The 21,034-nt window shown below is 35.2% G+C and carries 22 protein-coding genes; 14 read left to right on the top strand and 8 right to left on the bottom strand.

Annotated elements, in window-relative coordinates:
- Positions 1-272: 272 nt before the first annotated feature.
- Positions 273-638, bottom strand: coding sequence for a DUF4870 domain-containing protein (locus ACFCT9_RS09250; RefSeq protein ID WP_412518793.1), 366 nt, complete (start codon positions 636-638; stop codon positions 273-275).
- A gap of 168 nt (positions 639-806) precedes the next feature.
- Here ACFCT9_RS09250 and ACFCT9_RS09245 point away from each other — a divergent pair, with 168 nt between their 5' ends.
- The 3 genes from ACFCT9_RS09245 (at position 807) to ACFCT9_RS09235 (ending at position 3,185) form a co-directional block, all read left to right on the top strand.
- Positions 807-1,769 (top strand): helix-turn-helix transcriptional regulator, encoded by a 963-nt coding sequence (locus ACFCT9_RS09245; RefSeq protein WP_412518792.1) that lies wholly within the window; start codon positions 807-809, stop codon positions 1,767-1,769.
- A gap of 573 nt (positions 1,770-2,342) precedes the next feature.
- Positions 2,343-2,525 carry a hypothetical protein gene (locus tag ACFCT9_RS09240; protein WP_412518791.1) on the top strand — a complete coding sequence of 61 codons (183 nt, stop codon included), beginning with the start codon at positions 2,343-2,345 and terminating at the stop codon, positions 2,523-2,525.
- Entirely contained in the window at positions 2,526-3,185 is a 660-nt protein-coding gene (locus ACFCT9_RS09235) for an EcsC family protein (RefSeq protein ID WP_412518789.1), read from the top strand.
- 206 nt (positions 3,186-3,391) lie between these two features.
- Here the strand turns inward: ACFCT9_RS09235 and ACFCT9_RS09230 are convergent, their stop codons facing one another.
- From ACFCT9_RS09230 to ACFCT9_RS09220, 3 genes are read right to left on the bottom strand one after another with little or no spacing between them, the layout of a single operon-like run.
- Positions 3,392-4,888 (bottom strand): tripartite tricarboxylate transporter permease, encoded by a 1,497-nt coding sequence (locus ACFCT9_RS09230; protein WP_412518787.1) that lies wholly within the window; start codon positions 4,886-4,888, stop codon positions 3,392-3,394.
- Positions 4,889-4,904: 16 nt separating this feature from the next.
- On the bottom strand, positions 4,905-5,348 hold the full coding sequence (locus ACFCT9_RS09225; RefSeq protein WP_412518786.1) for a tripartite tricarboxylate transporter TctB family protein: 444 nt from the start codon (positions 5,346-5,348) through the stop codon (positions 4,905-4,907).
- Positions 5,349-5,360: 12 nt separating this feature from the next.
- Positions 5,361-6,341, bottom strand: a complete 981-nt coding sequence (locus tag ACFCT9_RS09220) for a tripartite tricarboxylate transporter substrate binding protein (protein ID WP_412518784.1) — start codon at positions 6,339-6,341, stop codon at positions 5,361-5,363.
- Between the two features lie 338 nt (positions 6,342-6,679).
- Here ACFCT9_RS09220 and ACFCT9_RS09215 point away from each other — a divergent pair, with 338 nt between their 5' ends.
- The 6 genes from ACFCT9_RS09215 to ACFCT9_RS09190 all read left to right on the top strand — a co-directional run bounded on the left by ACFCT9_RS09215 (position 6,680) and on the right by ACFCT9_RS09190 (position 14,340).
- On the top strand, positions 6,680-8,314 hold the full coding sequence (locus ACFCT9_RS09215; RefSeq protein ID WP_412518782.1) for a BCCT family transporter: 1,635 nt from the start codon (positions 6,680-6,682) through the stop codon (positions 8,312-8,314).
- A 938-nt stretch (positions 8,315-9,252) separates the two neighbouring features.
- The gene (locus ACFCT9_RS09210; RefSeq protein ID WP_412518780.1) at positions 9,253-9,363 is read left to right on the top strand and encodes a putative holin-like toxin; all 111 of its coding nucleotides are present in this window, start codon (positions 9,253-9,255) and stop codon (positions 9,361-9,363) included.
- 752 nt (positions 9,364-10,115) lie between these two features.
- On the top strand, positions 10,116-11,573 hold the full coding sequence (locus tag ACFCT9_RS09205; protein ID WP_412518778.1) for a carbon starvation protein A: 1,458 nt from the start codon (positions 10,116-10,118) through the stop codon (positions 11,571-11,573).
- 375 nt (positions 11,574-11,948) lie between these two features.
- Entirely contained in the window at positions 11,949-12,053 is a 105-nt protein-coding gene (locus ACFCT9_RS09200) for a putative holin-like toxin (protein WP_412518777.1), read from the top strand.
- A 485-nt stretch (positions 12,054-12,538) separates the two neighbouring features.
- Positions 12,539-13,654, top strand: coding sequence for an aminotransferase class I/II-fold pyridoxal phosphate-dependent enzyme (locus ACFCT9_RS09195; protein WP_412518775.1), 1,116 nt, complete (start codon positions 12,539-12,541; stop codon positions 13,652-13,654).
- Positions 13,654-14,340: a 6-carboxyhexanoate--CoA ligase gene (locus tag ACFCT9_RS09190; protein WP_412521654.1), complete on the top strand. Its 687-nt coding sequence runs from the start codon at positions 13,654-13,656 to the stop codon at positions 14,338-14,340. Before ACFCT9_RS09195 ends, ACFCT9_RS09190 begins: the two co-directional genes overlap by 1 nt.
- A gap of 57 nt (positions 14,341-14,397) precedes the next feature.
- On the opposite strand, the gene ACFCT9_RS09185 is transcribed toward ACFCT9_RS09190, so the two are convergent.
- Positions 14,398-15,351: a rhodanese-related sulfurtransferase gene (locus tag ACFCT9_RS09185; RefSeq protein WP_412518773.1), complete on the bottom strand. Its 954-nt coding sequence runs from the start codon at positions 15,349-15,351 to the stop codon at positions 14,398-14,400.
- A gap of 297 nt (positions 15,352-15,648) precedes the next feature.
- Here ACFCT9_RS09185 and ACFCT9_RS09180 point away from each other — a divergent pair, with 297 nt between their 5' ends.
- Positions 15,649-15,921, top strand: a complete 273-nt coding sequence (locus ACFCT9_RS09180; RefSeq protein ID WP_412518771.1) for a GNAT family N-acetyltransferase — start codon at positions 15,649-15,651, stop codon at positions 15,919-15,921.
- A 67-nt stretch (positions 15,922-15,988) separates the two neighbouring features.
- Here the strand turns inward: ACFCT9_RS09180 and ACFCT9_RS09175 are convergent, their stop codons facing one another.
- Positions 15,989-16,906 (bottom strand): TDT family transporter, encoded by a 918-nt coding sequence (locus tag ACFCT9_RS09175; protein WP_412518770.1) that lies wholly within the window; start codon positions 16,904-16,906, stop codon positions 15,989-15,991.
- Positions 16,907-17,045: 139 nt separating this feature from the next.
- A complete protein-coding gene (locus tag ACFCT9_RS09170; RefSeq protein ID WP_412518769.1) occupies positions 17,046-17,534 on the bottom strand; it encodes a hypothetical protein in 489 nt (162 codons plus the stop codon).
- 232 nt (positions 17,535-17,766) lie between these two features.
- On the opposite strand from ACFCT9_RS09170, the gene ACFCT9_RS09165 reads away from it, so the two are divergent.
- A complete protein-coding gene (locus ACFCT9_RS09165; RefSeq protein ID WP_412518768.1) occupies positions 17,767-18,048 on the top strand; it encodes a GNAT family N-acetyltransferase in 282 nt (93 codons plus the stop codon).
- Positions 18,049-18,228: 180 nt separating this feature from the next.
- Here ACFCT9_RS09165 and ACFCT9_RS09160 read toward each other — a convergent pair whose 3' ends face one another.
- Complete coding sequence (locus ACFCT9_RS09160; protein WP_412518766.1) at positions 18,229-19,155, bottom strand: VOC family protein; 927 nt, start codon at positions 19,153-19,155, stop codon at positions 18,229-18,231.
- A gap of 203 nt (positions 19,156-19,358) precedes the next feature.
- Here ACFCT9_RS09160 and ACFCT9_RS09155 point away from each other — a divergent pair, with 203 nt between their 5' ends.
- The 3 genes from ACFCT9_RS09155 (at position 19,359) to ACFCT9_RS09145 (ending at position 21,007) form a co-directional block, all read left to right on the top strand.
- Complete coding sequence (locus tag ACFCT9_RS09155) at positions 19,359-19,535, top strand: hypothetical protein (protein ID WP_412518764.1); 177 nt, start codon at positions 19,359-19,361, stop codon at positions 19,533-19,535.
- 135 nt (positions 19,536-19,670) lie between these two features.
- Complete coding sequence (locus ACFCT9_RS09150) at positions 19,671-20,276, top strand: DUF4004 family protein (protein ID WP_412518763.1); 606 nt, start codon at positions 19,671-19,673, stop codon at positions 20,274-20,276.
- A gap of 5 nt (positions 20,277-20,281) precedes the next feature.
- A complete protein-coding gene (locus ACFCT9_RS09145) occupies positions 20,282-21,007 on the top strand; it encodes a hypothetical protein (RefSeq protein ID WP_412518761.1) in 726 nt (241 codons plus the stop codon).
- Positions 21,008-21,034 lie beyond the last annotated feature (27 nt).

Raw genomic sequence — 21,034 nt, 5'->3', positions numbered from 1 at the left:
GAATCGTCTAAGTTCTTCACAAAAAATCTTAAAACAATTGCTAAGACTAACAAAATGATAGTTACGCCAGCTTTAAAGGATGAGCTAATTGGCAGGAATAAAGTAATCAAAATTATGACAAAACCTATGAGATAAAGTGTTTCTTTCTTTTTGGTATTCAAGTGTTATTCACCTCAGTAATGATGAGTGTCCTTGGAAGTGTTGATCAATCATTTTGCTTCTAACAAAATAACTTAATTAAATAATATCATTAATAAAATATGCATACAATATTATTTGATGATATTGATGGTGAAAGGAACAACATAATCCTCACCTTTATTTGTTGTTATGATGCCTAAAATTGTATAGACAGTGCACACAACTGTTAAAACAAAAGTTGTAATATAGCCAATAAGAATAACCATTAATATAAGTGAAACAACCCCATAAATAGCATAGCTGATCGCATAATTGAAATAATTCTTTCCTTGTTGATTTAGGTATTCAGATTCGTCTTTCTTCATGACCCATAGAATTAATGGACCTACAAAGTTTGTGAACAGCGCAAGCACCCACATTAACATTGCGAGTTGTTTATCTTTTGAGGATAAGTCTTGAAATTGATGAGGATTTTTTGATTGATTTAAAAAATTCATATAATCACCTTTTCTTTTTTTGATATTTCTTGATAACTGTATATTACACAATTGCACGGACAAAAATTGTCTTAGGCAAAAGATTATAAAGAATATGTAAAATTAATATATAAGTCAAAAGAGTTCGTGATACAATTTATTAAATTGAACAAAATAAAGGGGATTATTATGACAAAGTCTACGCGTATATTGGAACTGTATTTAAAATTTTTAGACGGCGCAAAAATGTCTAAAGCTGAGATCAGTCAGTATTTTGATAATAAATCTGATCGCACTATTCAACGTTATATTTCTACTTTGAATGGCTTTCTCCAAGAGTATGAAGCTACTTCACATTTGAAGATTGAATATAACTATAAAATCAATGCATTTTATATGGTGAATGAGGGCAATAATATGCTTAATGCATCTCAAGTGTTGGCAGTGTTAAAGATATTAATTGCGACAAGGGGCTTGGGTGAGGAAGAAGTATCAACAATCATACATAACCTGACAGAGAAACTGAGTACAGAAGATAAGCGAATTATAGATAAGGCAATTCAATCAGAGTTGATACATTACCATCCAATGAATCATGAAGCACCAATCTTTCAAAGAATTTGGGATATCAATTCACTGATTCAAAAGAATAAGACGATTTGTTTTGAATATGCCAATTCATTAAATCAAGTGCGCCAACACACAGTTAAACCGCTATACATTACTTTTTCAGAGCTTTATTTTTATTTGGTTGCGGTGGATCAAAAGAAACGTTATATCATTTATCGTTTAGATCGCATCCAAGAATATAGGGTGACTACATCTGAGATAGAATTACCTAACTCTCCTTACTACAAAGAAGGTGAGTTAAAGAAGCGAATCTATTTTATGTATGCAGGAGAATGGAAGCGTGTAAGATTTGAATTTAACCAAGGCATTATTGAATCTGTGATAGACCGTTTCCCAACAGCCCAGTTTATTCATACTGATTATGCGAATAACCGCTTCACAGTAGAAATTGAAGTAATGGGTGACGGTATTCTTATGTGGCTCCTTTCACAAGGCAGTAAAGTTAAAGTCTTAGAACCTCAATCACTTAAAGAGAAATATATCAACGAACTTCAAATGATGTTGGCGCAAAACACAGAGTAACAGAGAAAAGGTAGACAAAAATTGTCTGATGATAGAAGTAAGATAGCAGTAACCTAAAGTAAAGGAGTGCTGCACATGTTGAAAATAGATAAAGAAAAATTGAACAATTTCATTGATTTCTTTTTCGTTATAGAAGAGGACGACGATAACGATAGATATCACGAAGTAAGAATGAAAAGAAAATCACATAACATTTTTCAAAGATTAAAACTTCTCTTTGAGAAATAAGAAACTCCCTTCATATTGAAGGGATACATAGGACAAATTATCAATTTTATAAAATAAATAAATGCAAGATAGACAATTTATGACTATATTGTTTGTTGGATAATTGATATTGTAAAATGAAATATGAGGTTTTAAAATTTGGTTATTTGTATGGTTTGTAATTCATAAAGATTTGCAATGTTACTAAATATACACAGGGTGAGATAGTTATTACGTTTATCAGCAACTATAAGAATTTAACCACAAAGTGTGAGTGTTAATGATAAGTGTAAAGGAGAGTTTGTGAGTTTACTCTATTCATTGAACCTAATCAAACTTACAGTCATGAGTTTACGGAAGAATTAGATGAGTATAAACAAATTCGCATTATGCACAGGGATGAAATACTTCGTAAATATATTGAAAGCTTCACAGGATTCACATAGAGAAAAAGTAAAGTGTAAGCAAGTGAAAATGGCGAAACGAAAAGAAAAATACCAACAAGATTATAGATGGAATAAGTTGGAAGACTTATTAGGGGGATTATAAATGGAAGAACTGAACCAAGGTAAAATGGAAAAATTGCTAGATTGGTCTTATGATAAAGCTTTAAATGGTGTGCCAGGAACACCATCTGCAATTGAAATAGCAGAGAATTATTTAAGAAAATATCCGAATAGTGAAGTAGCAATAAATAAAATGATTAAAATGCAAGCGGGTAAAACAGCTACTTCAGGATTTCTTACAGGCTTTGGAGGGTTAATTACATTACCAGTATCAATCCCTGCTAATATAGCTTCAGTAGTTTATGTTCAAATGCGCATGATCGCTATAATTGCGCATATCAGAGGATATGATTTAAAAGACGATGAAGTACAAACAATGGTTTATATGTGTTTAACGGGGCAGTCAATAGCAGATGTTGCTAAAAATGTTGGTATTTCTTTTGCAAAAAAAGCAGGAACAGCACAAATCAGAAAAATCCCTGGTACAGTCCTAACAAAAATCAACCAAAAAGTTGGTTTTAGGTTAATTACAAAATTTGGTGAAAAAGGTGTAGTCAATCTTGGTAAAATGGTACCTGCATTAGGAGGTGCTATTGGAGCTACATTTGATTTTACATCAACAAAAGCAATTGCGAAAGTTGCTAAATCAACTTTTGAACCAGTAAGTGATAACAGTGAACGCAATAGGATTATTATTAATTAAATTAATGAAAAGTCTTCTTTTGATCATGTTGTTTTTATAATTATAGAGTTATTAAATAAAGAAGATGGCTAGAAATAAGAATAATATAGCGCAAAAATATGGAGTTTAAAAACTGATAACATCAAAAACACCGTATTAAGTTCTCACTTTTTTAAGTGTTTACTTTATACGGTGTTTATTAAAATGTATAATCAATGTTTTTTTATTTACACTGCTTTCTTTCGCTTCTTCACCATCTTCATAATTAACGGATACGTTAATGAAAGTATTGTCATAATCGTCAACACGATACTAATCGGTGAACCGAAGAAAATATCGAAAATATTATTATTACTAGTAATTAAACTCTTACGGAAGTTCTGCTCCATATCTGATCCAACAATGGCTGCTAGGATGAGCGGAGCCATCGGGAAGTCTAAAAGTTTTAAGCCTAAGCCTAATAAACCAAAGATTAATAAGATATAGAAATCTACAACACTATAACCTAAAGTATATGTACCTAAGTAAGCTAGCACTAAGATAATTGGATAAAGCACTTTAGGCGGTGTGCGTAAAATTTTAAGTAATAGACCGATTAATGCGATGTTAATAATCACTAAGAAAATATTGCCGATAAACATACTATTAATGAGTGTCCAAATAGTTTCTGGTTCATTTTCAAAGAGTAATGGACCGGGTTGTAAGCCTAACATGATGACTGCACCCAAAATAACGGCCGTTGTTCCTGAACCAGGCACACCCATTGTCAGTAATGGAATGAGTGCACCAACAGAAGCCGCGTTATTAGAAGCTTCTGGTGCGGCAACGCCTTCAATCGCGCCTTTACCGAAGTTTTTACCATTTTTATTCACTTGTCGCTCAGTAGAGTAACTTAACATTGAAGCGATAGAGCCTCCGGCACCTGGTAAGACACCAATAACGAAGCCAAGCGGGCTTTGTCTCAACATGGTCCACCATGTGCGTTTCCAATCTGTCTTTGTCAACTTCATTGATCCTAAGTTGGCATCAGGCGGCTTCAGTGCTTCAAGATGCATATAGTTATACAGTACTTCTGCCACCGCATAGACACCAATAATCACAATTAAGAAGTTAATGCCTTCACTTAAGTGTGGAATGTCGAAGGTGAAGCGGTAAACGCTTGTTTGTAAGTCTACGCCGACTGTACTGACCATGAGTCCGATGGCCGTCGCAATAAAGCCTTTGACCATTTTACCGATAGATAATGACACAATCGTCGATAATGTAAATAAGAATAATACAAAGTATTCACGTGGCCCGAATTGAAGTGAGAAATCGGATAGCGGCTTGGCGAGTAATATGAATCCAACTACTGCCACAAGACCTCCGATTAAAGAAGCCACTGCGGAAATCGTTAGGGCTTTACCCGCTTCTCCATTTTTAGTCATTGGATAGCCGTCAAAAGTTGCGGCAATGGCAGAACCATCACCTGGCGTATTCAGCAAAATAGAACTACGCGATCCCCCATACATCGCGCCATAATAAATCGCAATCATTAAAATTAAGGCACTGACAGGTTCCATTCCGAATGTGACTGGAATCAACACTGCGACTGCGGTTGCTGGACCTAACCCTGGCAACATGCCTACGATAGTTCCCAAGAATCCACCAATTAACACCCATAATAAATTCATAGGGTGAAAGGCTGTTGTGAGACCTTCTAAGAACGTATTGATATCTCCCATATTGCTCCCCCTTGTCTTATGGTAAACTCACATCTAATAATTGAGAGAAGGTATACCATGTAATCCCTGAAAATACGAGCGCTACAATAATATTTTGAAGCCAGTGTTTCATCCCATTAATTAAAAACAAGATGCCTCCTAAGAAGAGGATTGTTGAAATTAAGAAACCTAAGCGTTCAAAAATCAATGCATAGACAATAATCATCGCAATGGTTGCGCCTAAACGTATTAAAGTTTTCTTTTGAAGTAACAAATCTAAAATTTCAAAGTGTTCATGTCTTCTTTTATATTCTTGGAAGAAATAAACGATACTCATCACAATCAATAACACCGCAACTATAAGCGGAAAGTACATTGGGCTATTTGGATCACCAATGCGTGAGCGTTGAACATTCAGTGTTAAGACTAAATAGATGATGCCTAATAAAGTAAGTAAAATAGGCGGCATTAAACGAGCCATATAATTCCCCCTTTAGAATCCAGCATCTTTAATCAGCTGGTCGTATTTTTTACGTTGTTCTTTTAAGAACTTTTCAGATTCAGCACTGTCTTTGTAGAAGTTGTCCCAATCATTGTTTTTGCGTAATTCTTGCCATTGTTTAGAATGCACGACTTTACGCATCGTTTTATCCCAATAGGCACGTTCTTCTTTGGTCATATCTTTTGTCCCCATGACCCCGCGCCAATGCGGGAACACCATATCTACACCTTGTTCCTTCCAAGTCGGCACATCTTTAATTCCCTTTTGACGTTCTTTTGATGAGACAGCCAGCATTTTCAGTTTATGTACTTGGTGTTGTTCTTTTACTTCTGACACGGCTGTAGAAGCGACATCTACATGACCGCCAAGTAAGGCAGTTTGTAAATCTCCGCCACTTTTATACACTAAGAAGTCGAGCTGATCGACATCTACCCCATATTGTTTCGCAGCTTGTACGAATGCGAGGTGGTCGTTATTCCCAAGGCCAGGTGCGACTCCGATAGTCAGTGATTTTGGATCTTTCTTGAGCTTTTCCATGACTTCTTTACCAGAATTGAGATTGGATTTATTTGAAGCGGTTAAGCTGATCCATTCTGTCGCGAGAATCGCGATAGGTGTGAAGTCGTCCTCGCCAAGATCACTTAGGCCTAATTCTTTGTTAGAAAGTAATAAACTTGAGTTAATGGCGATGGTATTAGGTGAACGTGACTTTAAGTATTGCCAACCGACTTCACCGCCGCCTCCAGGCTTATTAACTACTGTAATGTTTTGATTCGTAAGTTTTTCATCTAACATGACTTTTTGGATAGCTCGGGCAGTGGTGTCCCAACCTCCGCCTGGTGAAGCGGGTGCTATAATCTCAACAGTTTCATTTGGAAACGTGTCAGACTTTGTGGTCTTTTTGTCTTCAGATTGACCGCAGCTCGCTAAAATAACTGTCATGGCTAATACGAAGTACCCCAATCTTCGCATAAAAATCCCCCTTTGTTTAAAAATATTCAATTTTATGTAAATTTATCACAATTTTCAAAATTTAACAATGATAGATAGATGAATTTATTATATAAATTGATAAGGGTATAAATATTAAAATTGATATTGGGTATTGAGAGAATAAGAGGAGACAAGAGAATATCGTTTTTAAGTATGCGTAAATTTGATATTAAATACTAAAAATGTTTCATAATTAATTTTAAATAATGATACAAATGTTTTTAATGATGAATTGTGATTATGTTCTGATTATGGTTTAATAAAACAAACACTTGTAAGTGACAAGTGACAAGTGGGAAGGGGATTATTATTTTCACATGAAAACTAGGAAAGAAAAACATAGAAATATAGTTTATTTCACTTCAGTAGGGATTATCTTACTAGCAACTTTAGTTGCGGGTATTTTCCCAAATCTATTCGGGAAATATGCGCAAAGTACGTATGACGCGATTGCGGGGGCTTTTGGTTGGCTATTCTTAGTCATTATTGTCGTCTTAGATATTTTCTTAATCTCATTAGCCGTTTCGCGATATGGCCGCTTCAAACTCGGCGCAGACGACTCTGAACCAGAATTCTCATTTATGTCATGGATTGGGATGTTGTTCTCTGCAGGACTAGGTGTCGGAATTGTCTTCTGGGGTGTCGCTGAACCGCTAACACACTTCTTGCATGCGCCATTCCCGGGTGTGAAAGATCAATCACCAGAATCTGCACGTATTGCGATGGGGTATACATTCTTCCACTGGGGCATTTCACAATGGTCAATCTTTGCGATGGCAGGTTTAACGGTCGCATACTTCCAATTCCGTAAGAAACGTAATGGTTTAATTTCTACCGCAATGGAACCTGTCTTTGGTGAAGCGTATCCTAGACCTTTACGCGACTTGATTGATATTCTCGCAATTATTGCGACAGTGATGGGGATTGCGACATCAATCGGTTTAGGTATTATGCAAATCAGCGGAGGCTTAAATCACGTCTTTGATGTTCCAAATACAAACGTGACAAAAGTTGCGATTACAGTTATTATGGTATGTATTTTCTTAGGTTCAGCACTGACGGGATTAAACCGTGGTGTGAAATGGTTAAGTAATATCAACATTGGACTTGGGGCAGTCTTATTGATATTCATCTTAATCTTTGGTGATTTAAAATTTGTCTTAGAATCTTATACATTAGCGATTTCAGATTACTTAACGCACTTTATTCAATACAGTTTACGTATCAATCCATATACAGGAGATAATAGTTGGGTTCAAAAATGGACAGTCTTCTATTGGGCATGGGTAATTGCGTGGTCACCATTTATCGGTGGTTTCGTCGCGCGTGTGTCACGTGGACGTACGATTCGTGAATTCGTCATTGGTGTCTTAATTATTCCGCCGCTTATTTCATTCACATGGATTGCTGGTTTTGGTGGTACCGCATTAAAAATTGCGTTAACACAAAATACAGGTATCGAGAAAATTGTAGACAAAGATTACTCTGTCGCATTATTTGAGTTGTTGAAACAATTCCCAATCTCAGATATCACAAGTATTTTAGCTATTGCGTTAATCTTTATCTTTATCGTGACAAGTGCTGACTCTACGACACATATTGTCGCAAGTATGGCAACAGGTGGGGTTGATAATCCGAAAGTCAAAGATAAAGTCATTTGGGGCTTACTTATCGGTGCGATTTCAGTCACAATGACGATCGCAGGTGGTTTAACAAGTTTACAAACCGCTTCACTCGTAACAGGTTTACCGTTCTCGATTATTCTTATCTTAATGATCTTTGCGATTATGAATGCTTTACGTCGAGAACCGACGAAACACTTCCAGATGTCTTATATTGATGATGATAAAGACTTCTCCATTCCATTAGAGAAACGAGAGAAAGAAGTTCAAAAAGAACAGGAAGCACAAGCGCGACATGATGAACAAGAGCAACAACATAAAGAAGACTAATTATACTAGAGATAGAGAGATAGCTGCTTCAAACGATACAGGTTTGAAGCGGCTATTATTTATTGTATAATATAAATAACTATTACATTGTATAATTAAAAATAGATTCACCTAATTGAAAAGCAATGCATGCTTAATCAAGAGAAATCCCTAGATAAAGAGAGAAGGCTAACCATGATTAAAACATTAAAAATCATCGCTTTTATCTTTTCGCTCATTTATTTGATTCTATTTATTATCAAATTTGTTTATCAACCCATACTAAGTGAAAAGACTGAAGGTTTCGCAGCAATATTCATTATTGTACTCGCTCTGGTAATTATAGTAAGTGAAAAATTAAGTAAGAAGCATAAAACATAAGCAACCTCATGATGTCATGAAGTTGCTTATGTTTTATTTTTATAATGATATATAACATAGGCAATGATTATCACCCACATAAACATATCAAAAGGATGAAGCACTGCCTGAAGAATAGTTTCATGATCAGCGAAGATATTATCTAATATTTTAACGATTTGAAGTAGAACCATCGCAATAATGACATAATACAATGGTTTGCGTTTCACAATACAGTAGATAACGAAACTTAAGACAGCTATGGGAATAAGTATAATACCAAGTGTGTAAATCAAATTATGCATACCTTTCTTTATCTGTAATTATTAATAGTGTCTCACATGATCTATGAATACAGTATCACAATTATATATAGATTAGACATAAACTGTCATTTCCATGAAAATATTTGTAAAAATTGTAGATACATTTGCATGTAATTATATTGATTTTGGTAATAAAAATAAATAATTTTATTATGCCATAATGTAAAGTACGTAGAACCATAATATAATAAAAGTATGAGAAAGTTGAATAGATGGTGGCAAATCTAATTTAAAGGAGGTGATGCCTATGGTATCGCTGAATTTAGAAAGGAAATGCCAATGAGTGTATTTGAAGCTATAAGTATAATGATTGCGTTCTGTGACTTACAGATCACAATTCTAGTATTTATCGTTTTGTACATTTCTAATAGAAATAAAAAATAAACCATCTACACACTTTGACAAGTTAGATGGTTTATTTATAAATCAATAATTGTCACCGTCTTTGAAACGGTCTCAAAGAGTCGTGTAGCAAGCACGGCTCTTTTTTAACACACTTATATTATCGCACAACGCAATTAAGAAGTGCAACTGAAAATAATTCATCAATTACCGAATTCAGTCAAATTCATGCTTTGTGTTTCTTTTGATAGACAAATACGCCATAAGCAATAAAGACAATGAGCAAAGGAATGATGAAAGGATCTAGCAGTGCTTTAGATAGCGGTACATGAGTGATAAAGATACGGTCTAATAATTTTGCGAAAAAAGAATCAACATCCCGACAACTATGTAATACAAAGGCTTCCTTTTAATCACACAGTAGATAAGAAAAACAATAATTAATATTGTGAGAATGATAAATCCATATTGAAATAACATATGTCTAACACCCCTTTCTTAAATTGAAGTAAGCACTACTTAGCTGAGATTTGAGAAAATCATGCTAAATCTGTTGTCCGTTATTACTGAAATTGTTGAGAAAGGGACGGTGAATAAAAACATATACAATCTATAACTTATATAATATAATTATAATTAAAAATAAACAAAACAATGAATATTGTAAAACAACATTAGAGAAATATTTCACATTCTTGTGACAAATATCAAAATATGGTTAAATTAAGAAAACGCTTTCATAAAGTTGTCACAATTTAAACTATAGGGAGAGATAGAAAAAGGGGGATTGTGAAATGATTACATTTATTGTTTCTATTATTTTACTAGTGATTGGTTATTTCACTTATGGGAAGTATATTGATAAGATGTTCGGACCGAAAACAGGAAGACCGACACCTGCACATGATCAACGAGATAATGTGGATTTTGTACCGATGAAGACCTCATCAAACTCGTTGATTCAATTGTTGAATATTGCAGGGGTAGGTCCAATCTTTGGGCCGATTATGGGGGCACTCTATGGACCGGTCGCGTTTTTATGGATTGTCTTAGGTTGTATTTTCGCAGGAGCGGTTCATGATTATCTGACAGGTATGATTTCTATTCGAAACAAAGGGGCACATTTACCGGAACTTGCGAGTAAATTCTTAGGGAAAGTAATGAAACACTTCGTTAATATTTTCTCGATTTTATTACTATTGCTGACGGGGACGGTATTCGTTACGAGTCCAGCATTACTGCTACATAATATGATGGACGGTCGTATTGCATTAGGTGTTATTATCTTCGTTATTTTTGTTTACTACATTCTTTCTACAATCTTACCGATTGATAAAATTATAGGACGTATTTATCCGATCTTTGGGGCGTTATTATTAATTAGTGCGGTCGCAATGGGCTTTCGTTTAATTCAAACAGGCGCACCAATTCCAGAATTGAGTTTAAAGAATATGCATCCTGATGGCGCACCAATTTTCCCATTGCTATTCTTTACGATTACTTGTGGCGCATTATCAGGTTTCCATGCGACACAAACACCGATTATTTCACGTACTGCGAACAATGAAAAGAATGGTCGCTTTATCTTCTATGGCATGATGGTCGCAGAAGGGATTATCGCGATGATTTGGGCAGCAGCAGGTATGAGTTTATTCAATGGTTACCAAGGCTTACAAGGCGTGCTAGCGAAAGGGGAAGCAGCACTTGTTGTGAGTGAGGCATCTCATTTATTACTTGGCTCTGTTTTAGGTACGATTGCGGTGTTAGGTGTAATTGTGTTGCCTATCACAAGTGGCGATACATCATTTAGAAGTGCGCGTATGATCATTGCAGACTACTTGAATGTGAATCAGCGTTCATTAGTTAAACGCATTATTGTCGCAGCACCATTGTTTATTATCAGTTTCGGTTTAACGCAAATTGATTTCACGATTCTTTGGCGCTACTTCTCATGGGCGAACCAAACAACAGCGGTTGTCGCATTATGGGTCGGTGCAATGTATTTATTATTGGCTAAGAAGAACTTCTGGGTTGCGGCTGTACCTGCGACATTTATGACTTGGAATATCTTTGTCTATATCTTAAGTCAGAAGATTGGCTTTGGTTTAAACTTAACGCTTAGCTATTATTTAGGTGCTGTCTTAACACTTCTTTGGATTGCTTATTTCATATATCAATACAAGAAAATGACAGCTGGTGTAAAATTTGAGTTAGATCATCCAATCGTGTCACAGCGTGATGCGGCAGTCTAACAAGGCGTCTTATATAGACTAGTTCAACCCGTACGTAAAAGCGCGTGCGGGTTTTTTAATTGTGCTAAAATACTGCGCTCATTACATATTTTCATAGTCAGGTTCAGATCTAGTTAATAATTACAGAAGATAAAGTTGCATCATAGATTAGACATATAATGTCATTCTTGTAAAAATATTTGTAAAAAATGTAGGTACATTTACATGTAAATACTTTGACTTTGGTTATAAAAATAAATAACTTTATTATGTCATAATGTAAAGTGCGTTGAACCATAATATAATAAACATATGAGAAAGTTGAATAGATGGTGGCAAATCTAATTTAAAGGAGGTGATGCCTATGGTATCGCTGAATTTAGAAAGGAACTGCCAATGAGTGTATTTGAAGCTATAAGTATAATGATTGCGTTCTGTGACTTACAGTTCACAATTCTAGTATTTATCTTTTTATACATTTCTAATAGAAATAAAAAATAAACCATCTACATACTTTGACAGTTAGATGGTTTAGTTATAAATTAAAAATTGTCACCGTCTTTGAAACGGTCTCAAAGAGTCGTGTTCCCGCACGGCTCTTTTTTAATACACTTATATTATCGCACAACGCAAATAAGAAGTGCAACTGAAAATAGTTAAACAGTTATTATGACTTGCAGTTCACAATTCTAGTATTTATCTCTTTGTACATTTCTAATAGAAATAAAAATTAAACCATCTACACGCTTTGACAATTAGATGGTTTATTTTAAACATTTATATGTCACCGTCTTTGAAACGGTCTTAAAGAGTCGTGTTAGAACACAATCTTATTATGACACAACTTAAAGTAGAAGTACATAGTGTAAATTTATTAAGGTATAATTACAAATGTTAATTTTATTGGCTTATCGGTTTACATTTATGAGGTGGAATTATATTCTATTATTATGAATTTAATGATGGCATGGAATTGAGGGGATAAGATGGATTTTCAACACAAAATTGAACACCTTAAAGATAAAGGACGATTTCGAGAGCTGAAAGAAGTGACGAGTCTAGAAGGAAAATTCATTGATATTCAGAAGCGGCGTTTTGTTAATTTTACTTCTAATGATTATTTAGGAATTGCCCAAACACCTATAGACTTAGAACGCTTAGATAAAGATCTACATACTTATGGTAATCATTTATCAAGTTCGCGTCTTGTAAGTGGCAATTCAATAATGTATACCGAAATAGAAGCAAGACTATGTGCATATACGGGTTTTGAGGCGGCTTTGATTACTAATAGTGGGTATGATGCAAATTTAGCTGTTTTCAATGTCTTGAAAGATGAAGATGTCATGATATTTTCAGACGCTATGAATCATGCCAGTATTATTGATGGTATACGATTAAGCCAGTTGGACAAAAAGATATATCCACATTTAGATTATGATATTTTAGAGCACAAAATCAAAAGCGAGAAACCAGAGAAAACAAAAATCATTGTGACTGATACAATATTTTCAACAGATGGCAGTATGGCTGATTTGAATCGATTAAAACAAATTAAGCAGCAACATTCTAACGTATTTATCATTATAGATGATTCACATGGTTTAGGATTAGCTCTTAACGAAGACTATGCAGAAATAGATGTACTAACTTCAAGCTTATCTAAAGCTGTGGGCGCATATGGCGGTGTCATCTTATCTTCAAAAGCGTTTAAGGTTATGTTGGTGAATACTGGCAGACCAGTGATTTATGCGAGTGGTTTACCAACTATTAACCTTCACATCATTCGCGAAAATGTGAATCGATTGATAGACAATGATACAAAATGTAAACAGTTGCTTGAACTCAGTCGCTATTTTAATCAAGAATTTAGCCGCTATGTTGACAGAAATCAAAATACAGATTCACCGATAAAGGAAATTAGATTTAGAGATAACCAAACAGCCTCAAGTGCTTATCAAACATTGATTGATAATGGTATCCTTGTAAGTTATTTCCGCTATCCCACAGTTAAACATCCAGCTTTGCGCATATCATTAAATACATTTCATAATAAAGCAGATATAGATGCTTTATTGAAGATAGTGAGGGATGTTTTATGATGTATAGTATCAAAATGAGAGCAAGTCAACATGCTGAACATATTAGCGGGGCGGAAACAATTTGTAGGAAAGAAGAAATTGAAAGTACGCTCCAAAAATTCATGCGTAAAGGCTTTTTCCATGAAAATGGTGAACCTGACTTCATGAATTTTAAAGTAGAGCAAATCACAAAACCATTGATTACTTTAGAAGCACTTCAAATTATAGGTAATCAAACACAAAGTGCAACATTAGCAAGTCAAGGGTGTGGTATTTCAGTACAAGCATTGACTGAAGCTTGGAAATATATTCAAAATGAAGTGAATTATCGAGGTGCAGTTATAATTGATGCTGCTAGTGGAAAACGTCTAGATGATACAAATGATAGGGGAATTAGAGTTACTAATTTTATGATGGATCAAAGTGCTTCAAACGGATTGAATGAACGTGTCCAAGATGCATTAGCGATTGCGACATGTATTAATGCCTATCCAGGTGTAGCAGGTGAATTATGCGTATCAGATGATTTAAATTACACGACAGGCTATTTTGCATCTCAAGCAAAAGGTTATTGTCGTTTGTATCAAGTTAAAGAGGTTGGTTCACGTAACGGAGGACGGGTCATATTTGTCGAAGAGGCCATTGATTTAAACAATTATAGAAGATTTCTAGAGCAAGAACCGAAATGCATAGTTTCAAAGAACTAGAAATTTTAAATAAGGCATAAAAAAGATGGGTACTGAGTACCCATCTGTATTGATTAATTATTGGTGAACAGTTTCTTTAAAGTTTTCTAAACGGTTTTCTTTTTCCTCGTCACTGAGATTGTGTTTTGCTACATAACGGTTACGTTCGTGTTCTGCACATTCTTTACAACAAGCACCTAAATAACGGTGTTCATTTTCTTCTGATACTAAGATTTGTTTATTACATTCAGGGTTGCTGCAGTTGATATAACGTTCGCATGGTGTACCATCGAACCATTCTTTACCAATGACTGTTTTTTCAACTTGGTTAACATCTACACTGATACGTTCATCAAAGACGTACATTTTGCCGTCCCATAATTCACCTTGCGTTTCTGGATCTTTACCGTACGTTGCGATACCGCCTTCTAATTGTGCAACATCTTCAAACCCTTCTTTAAGTAAGAAGCCTGAGAATTTTTCACAACGGATACCACCTGTACAATATGTGACAATCTTTTTATCCATGAACATATCTTTATTGTCTCTGATCCATTGTGGTAAATCACGGAAACGTGTGATGTTTGGACGTACAGCACCACGGAAATGACCTAAATCAAATTCATAGTCATTACGTGCATCTAAGATAATCGTATCTTCATCATCTAAGGCTTCTCTGAACGCTTTAGGTGATAAATATTTACCTGTTGTTTCACGTGGGTCAATATCATGTTCTAAATCAAGCGCAACAATTTCATGTCTTGGACGAACATGCATTTTCTTGAAGGCATGGTCTTCTGCTTCATCAATCTTGAATGTGATATCTTTGAAGCGTTCATCTGCACGCATATGTGCAATATAAGCGTCTGTGTCTTCTTTTGTTCCTGATAACGTACCATTAATCCCTTCAGTAGAGACTAAAATACGACCTTTCAAATTGTGTGCTTTACAGAATTCTAAGTGTTCTGCCGCAAATGTTTCTGGGTCATCTATCGTGACATATTTATAATATAACAATACTCTATAATCCATTTTATGATACTCCTCAATCTTTCTATCTATTTCTCATTATAAAGGAAAAAGTTGAAACCTAAATGATGCATTAGACCTATTTTTTATACCGATAAGCATTATTTTCCACTGTCATATCTTAACAAATCATTGTAAATATGCAATAAGTCTGTTTGTGAAATTAATACTAAATGCACTTAAATGATGGGAATAAGGCTGGTCTATACAGTATTTAAAACATTGAAAGCACATGGACATTTGCTTTACACACAAACGGGTATAATCATAATATATAGAACTTTAAATGAGGTGAGAGACATGGCAGAGATTAAACATGGAAATAATAAATTTTATGTGGGTGATGAAGCGAAGCCTGATGCTGAAATGGATTATACGATGCATGATGATGTGATGACGATTTCTCATACAGGTGTAGATCCAAGTTTACGCGGACAAGGTGTAGGCAATCAATTAGTTCATGCAGGTTTAGAGTATGCGAAAGAGAATAACTTGAAAATTGATGCACAATGCTGGTTTGCGAAAGCATTCATTGAGAATACAGATGATAAAGATATCCTAGTAAATAAATAATCATGAGCGTTTAAAAATGGCGCGTTAGTCTGAGAACTAGCGCGCTTATTTTATGATTTGTATCGATTCAATTCAGTAGGTGTTTGGTATATTTGTAGTAGACCCAGGCAATAACACATCCCGCAAAGATAACTTCAAGTATCGCAAGCACTCCAAGCATTTCCTGGGAAATATCAGGGAGGTCTAATTGTGTATAGAGATGATACGTTGATGCGGCAGTGACAGCCCATGGGAAAGTCAGTGCTGCGTATGCAGGTTTAAAACGTTTCTCAATGATTTGAGGTAAGAAAATGATGGAGAATATAAATAGAAATTGTGCAATCACGAAATAAAAGATGATATAGCTGATAGACAAACTTTCTACATAAGATAGATATGCATTTAAACATAGTGAAGCGGGTGCACTAATAATCACTGCCATGGGTAATTGATCTTTCGGATAATAGTGCCACATTCTCTCGATTAAGATGAATGCTAAAAGTATCCAGAAAAGGACGGAACTGAAATCAATGGCGAAGATGCCAATTTTAGCATAGAACGTAGAAGCCGTTTCCCCAATGACACCAATACCGACAAACATCACAAACCAACTCGTATTGGGATACGTGCGATGTCTAATAATAAAATACACAATAAATACTATCAGCATGACAATATGGAGTAAGACTGCGCTGAACCAGAAAGCTGTCAGAATAGGTGTATTGATATGGAACTGTGATTTCAAAATAGATGCCAGTGTCATCAATCCCATAGGTAATGCGGGCATAATCGCAAAAGTATTACTGTCTTTTATTTCTTTCCTTATTGCTTTTGGAAAGTGAATTAGCTTGATTAGGAACAATACAAGGCAGAGGCTGCCTAGAATTGTTGTGAATGAACCTAACCAAGTGAAATGGATTTGAAATAATGTGTGACTAAAAGTAAACGTACCTAAAGCTAAGCCGCAAATAGCGGCGGGTACGTTTTGAATGATGGATTTAAACATATATATAGCCTGCCTATTCTCTCTCTTTTCATATGCTCAAAGTATAGCACTGCGTAATAGAATAAGAAACAGAGTATTCAATGAGAAAGAAAAACAAAAACAGAGAGAATCTTGGGAAGTGAGATTCTCTCTGCTTGTATTAATGACCTTGACCTTGCGGTTGTTGCGCAGGTTGGGCTGGTTTTTGTGGTTGAGGTGCAGGCTGCGGTTGAGGTTTTGGCTGTGTTTGTTGTTGAGGTTGCTGTTGAGAAGATGAATTGTCAGCTTGACTAGATGTTTCAGCTTTCTTTTCTTCTTTCACTTCTTCTTGTTTTGGTTCTGGTTTTTCTTCAGGTTGCGGTGCTTGGTAAACATGCACTGTAGATTGTTGTACCTCATATTGTGTTTGTTCTTCTACAGCAGGTGCTTCTGGTTCTGCTTGTTTATGTTCTTTTTTCTCAGCTTTCTTCTCTTTTTGTTCTTCTTTATTTTTATCTTTTTCTTTCTTTTCATAGTATTTCGCCGCATCCACTTGTGTACTGCTGTGGTGCTTATATTTATCATATGCAATCATACCAGTGACAATGACACCTGTCACAAGCAATGCTGTGACAACGACTGCTAGAATACGTTTGATAGCTTGAAACATAATAGATTTTCTCCCTGTATTTGTAGTTTTATCTTGTTGCTTTGTGTATAGCTTCATTCTAAGTTTATAGAATTGTTCAACGCTTTTCCACTCTTTTAATATTAAATGAACGTTACATTATGAAAAAATTAAGGCTTTATGAAGGAATTGAGCACTAAGTCTTATGAGTGTTTAGACAAAAAGTAAAGTGGTATATGTTTTATACTAATCGATGTGAAAGCGAGGAGATATTATGACAGAGATTAAACATGGACATAACAAATTCTATGTAGGAGATTCAGAAGAAAATCCAGATGCAGAAATGACGTATGTGCCAACAGGTGAAGATAAAATTATAATTGATCATACTGGTGTAGATGAAAGTTTAAGAGGTCAAGGTATCGCGAAGCAATTAGTTGAAGCAGGTGTGAACTATGCACGAGAAAATAATATTAAAATTTTAGCAACTTGCCCATTCGCTAAACAAGTATTGGAAGAGACGCCGGAGTACCATGACGTCTTGCTTAAAGGTTAGTCTTAGGATTGTCTTAAAACCCTTTGACAACAAAGGTTTATAGTGTTGCGGTAAGTGTAAACAGCGCTGAGATATGACATCCCAGCGCTGTTTTTTATGATTGCTTTTCTTTCGTTTTTAACGTTACTTTTATCTTGATTTTAACGATTTTAAACGATGTCTATCGTTTCAATTTAATGCTTATATTTCTTCTAATTGGCTTTCAATTTGTGCGCGTTTATGTTCTAAGAAATCAGGTAATGCGAGTTTACTTCCTAAATCTTTAACATCTGTATCGACCGTAAAGCCGGGTGCTTCTGTCGCAAATTCATATAATATTTTGTTGTTGCGGTAGTAGATAGATTTAAAGAAATAACGGTCAATAATACCTGAAGTATTACCAGGTAATTGTTCTAATTTGGCTAACAACGTTTCCAACGCTTCGTCAGTCGGGACACTCACTGCGATATGGTGTATATAACCACGACCTGGTTTCACACTTTGACCTTGTGCTTCAACTAAGACAAAGTCAGTATAACGTCCATTAGGATTGAGTGTGTAGACATTATCATCACCTAAATGTGCTTGATAACCTAGTGTTTGAGTTAAGAAATCAATCGTAGGCTGTAAGTTGCGCAAATGGAGTTCAACTGGTCCCATACCTAAAATTTGAACTGCTTTGGGTACATCTGTATATGGATTAGCACGCCATGCGTTAGGAACGGTATTGTCACCATTGACCATTAGTATTAATTTCAGGCCGTCAGGATCTTCAAAGGCTAATGCAGATTGTCTAAGATATGTGATAGCTTCTGTTTCCACATGATGATGATGCAAACGTTCTTTGAAATAGTCTAGTGCTGCTTCATCCGGTACGAGTAAAGTTAAACGTTCAATACTATTGGTTCCTGCGTGATGTTTGCCTAACATTTTCATTTCAAAGAACGTTAATAAAGTACCAGGGGCACCTGTTTCATCCCCATAAAATAAGTGATACATAGATGGATTATCTTGGTTCACAGACTTTTCAATTAAGCGTAAACCTAATACTTCTGTATAAAATTGTTTATTTTCGCGTGCATCTTTTGTGTACATTGAGATATGATGATGTCCTGTAATCAGTGTCATACTATCCCTCCTGTTCATCTAGTATAATTTTTATACTTATATCATAACTGCTTCTCTACAATAAAGAAAGTTTTATGTACTTTACTTTAAATTTACCCTTAATTTTGACAAAACACGCAAACCTAGCGTTTTTACTTTGAGGATACGTTGGTAATCGGTCATAATAGAATAAAATACCTAAGAGAAATAGATGGGGTGAAACGATGAACTTGGTGAAAATATCGCTGTTGGTTGCGTTAATGTGTTTGTTAGCATTAATTGAAATGATAGTCGCATCAACTATAGGACTAAACTATATCGTGGCTGTACTCATCACGATTGTTATGGTTGTATGTATCGTATTAATCGTATTAGAGATATTTAAAGGTAGAAGAAAGTGATAGAAAGATAAAGAGAAGCCTGATCTAGCCAGTTTGCGTACGCATCCGTCTGGATCAGGTTATTTTTATGGGAAAATAGTGGAAATGCTCGTATGTGTAACAGTGTTATGTTACATTATAGCTAGGAGGATAATGATGAAAGAACAATTAATCAGCAAAAAAGACTTATTAACAGAATGTGGTATTACTTACGGACAATTGTATCGTTGGAAACGTAAACACTTGATTCCAGATGAATGGTTCATACGTAAATCTACGTTTACTGGCCAAGAAACATTCTTGCCTAAAGCGAAAGTGATTAAAAGAATTGAGGACATTCAACGTTATAAACATGATTATGTGTTAGATGACATGGTCAAAATGTTCGCAGAAGATGGCTATGAACCTGAAATTGAATATAAAGATAATGATACTTTGATTCAATCATGGGCAGGCTTCTTTTATCGTGAAATCGGTAAGGTATTGTTAGAGAAATATCCGAAAGATCAAGCTGTGTATGTCGGTACCATTTTAGATGAAGTTGTAACACGCAGTATTGTCTCTATGGAAGAAGCACAGGATTTACAAGCATTCTTATTAGAGTATAGCGAGAATGATAAAGAAGCAGCATTATATATCTGTCGTAAATTTGGGATTACTTTTTATTTGCTGGTTGAACAGAATACACCGATTAAAATTGATGACAGTGTAAGAATTTTAGAAACCATTAACATCCAAAACCTATTTAAGAAAGAAGTGTAAACATCATGAGTCAGTCAATCAGAGGCATGGGCACGAAAAGGTTAGAAGACCAAACATATGACACGATTACTTTATTAGGAGAAGTCGAGTTTCCTTTTGAAACGAGTGTCAATCATATTAAAATGACGGGTGAAATTACCGCATTAGACCAAATTGATATCGATAAAATCAACCTGATTGGTAATTTCACAGGTCATAAAAGTGCGCATGTAACCACAGCTTCGATTATTGGTGAAGTTGAAGTAGCAGAAAATTTAACCTTTGAACTATTGAAAGTTACAGGGACGATTGAAACGCCAGCCAACTTAAATGGCAACAAACTGAAACTGATCGGTGGACTTAAAACAGCAGGACACTGCGAAGTGGATGAACTCAATATCAATGGCCGCGTTGAAGTTAAAGGCATGTTGAATGCGGATACCATTGATATCACTGTGCAACAAGACAGTTACGCACGTGAAATAGGCGGTAACATTATCAAGATACGCAGACAAGAAAAGGAAAAGAAAAAGTTTAAACTGATTACGGTCATTTCAACGCAAAAGGAACCTGCTTATTTAACAACGGAAGTCATTGAAGGTGATCGTATAGAAGTCAATCGTGTGAAAGCGAAAGTGATTCGCGGTGACCATATCATCTTACATGAAGACGTAGAAGTTGAAACTGTCGAATACACGAAGACACTAGAATGTGCACAATCAGCAAAAATAAACCAAATCACCAAACAATAATTAGCGCTTTAAACTAAGTTGCAATTT

The sequence above is a fragment of the Staphylococcus simulans genome, assembly GCF_047037175.1.
Classification (GTDB): domain Bacteria; phylum Bacillota; class Bacilli; order Staphylococcales; family Staphylococcaceae; genus Staphylococcus; species Staphylococcus simulans_C.
Note: the sequence above shows the minus strand (reverse complement) of the source record. Positions and strands in the feature narration are given on the sequence as shown.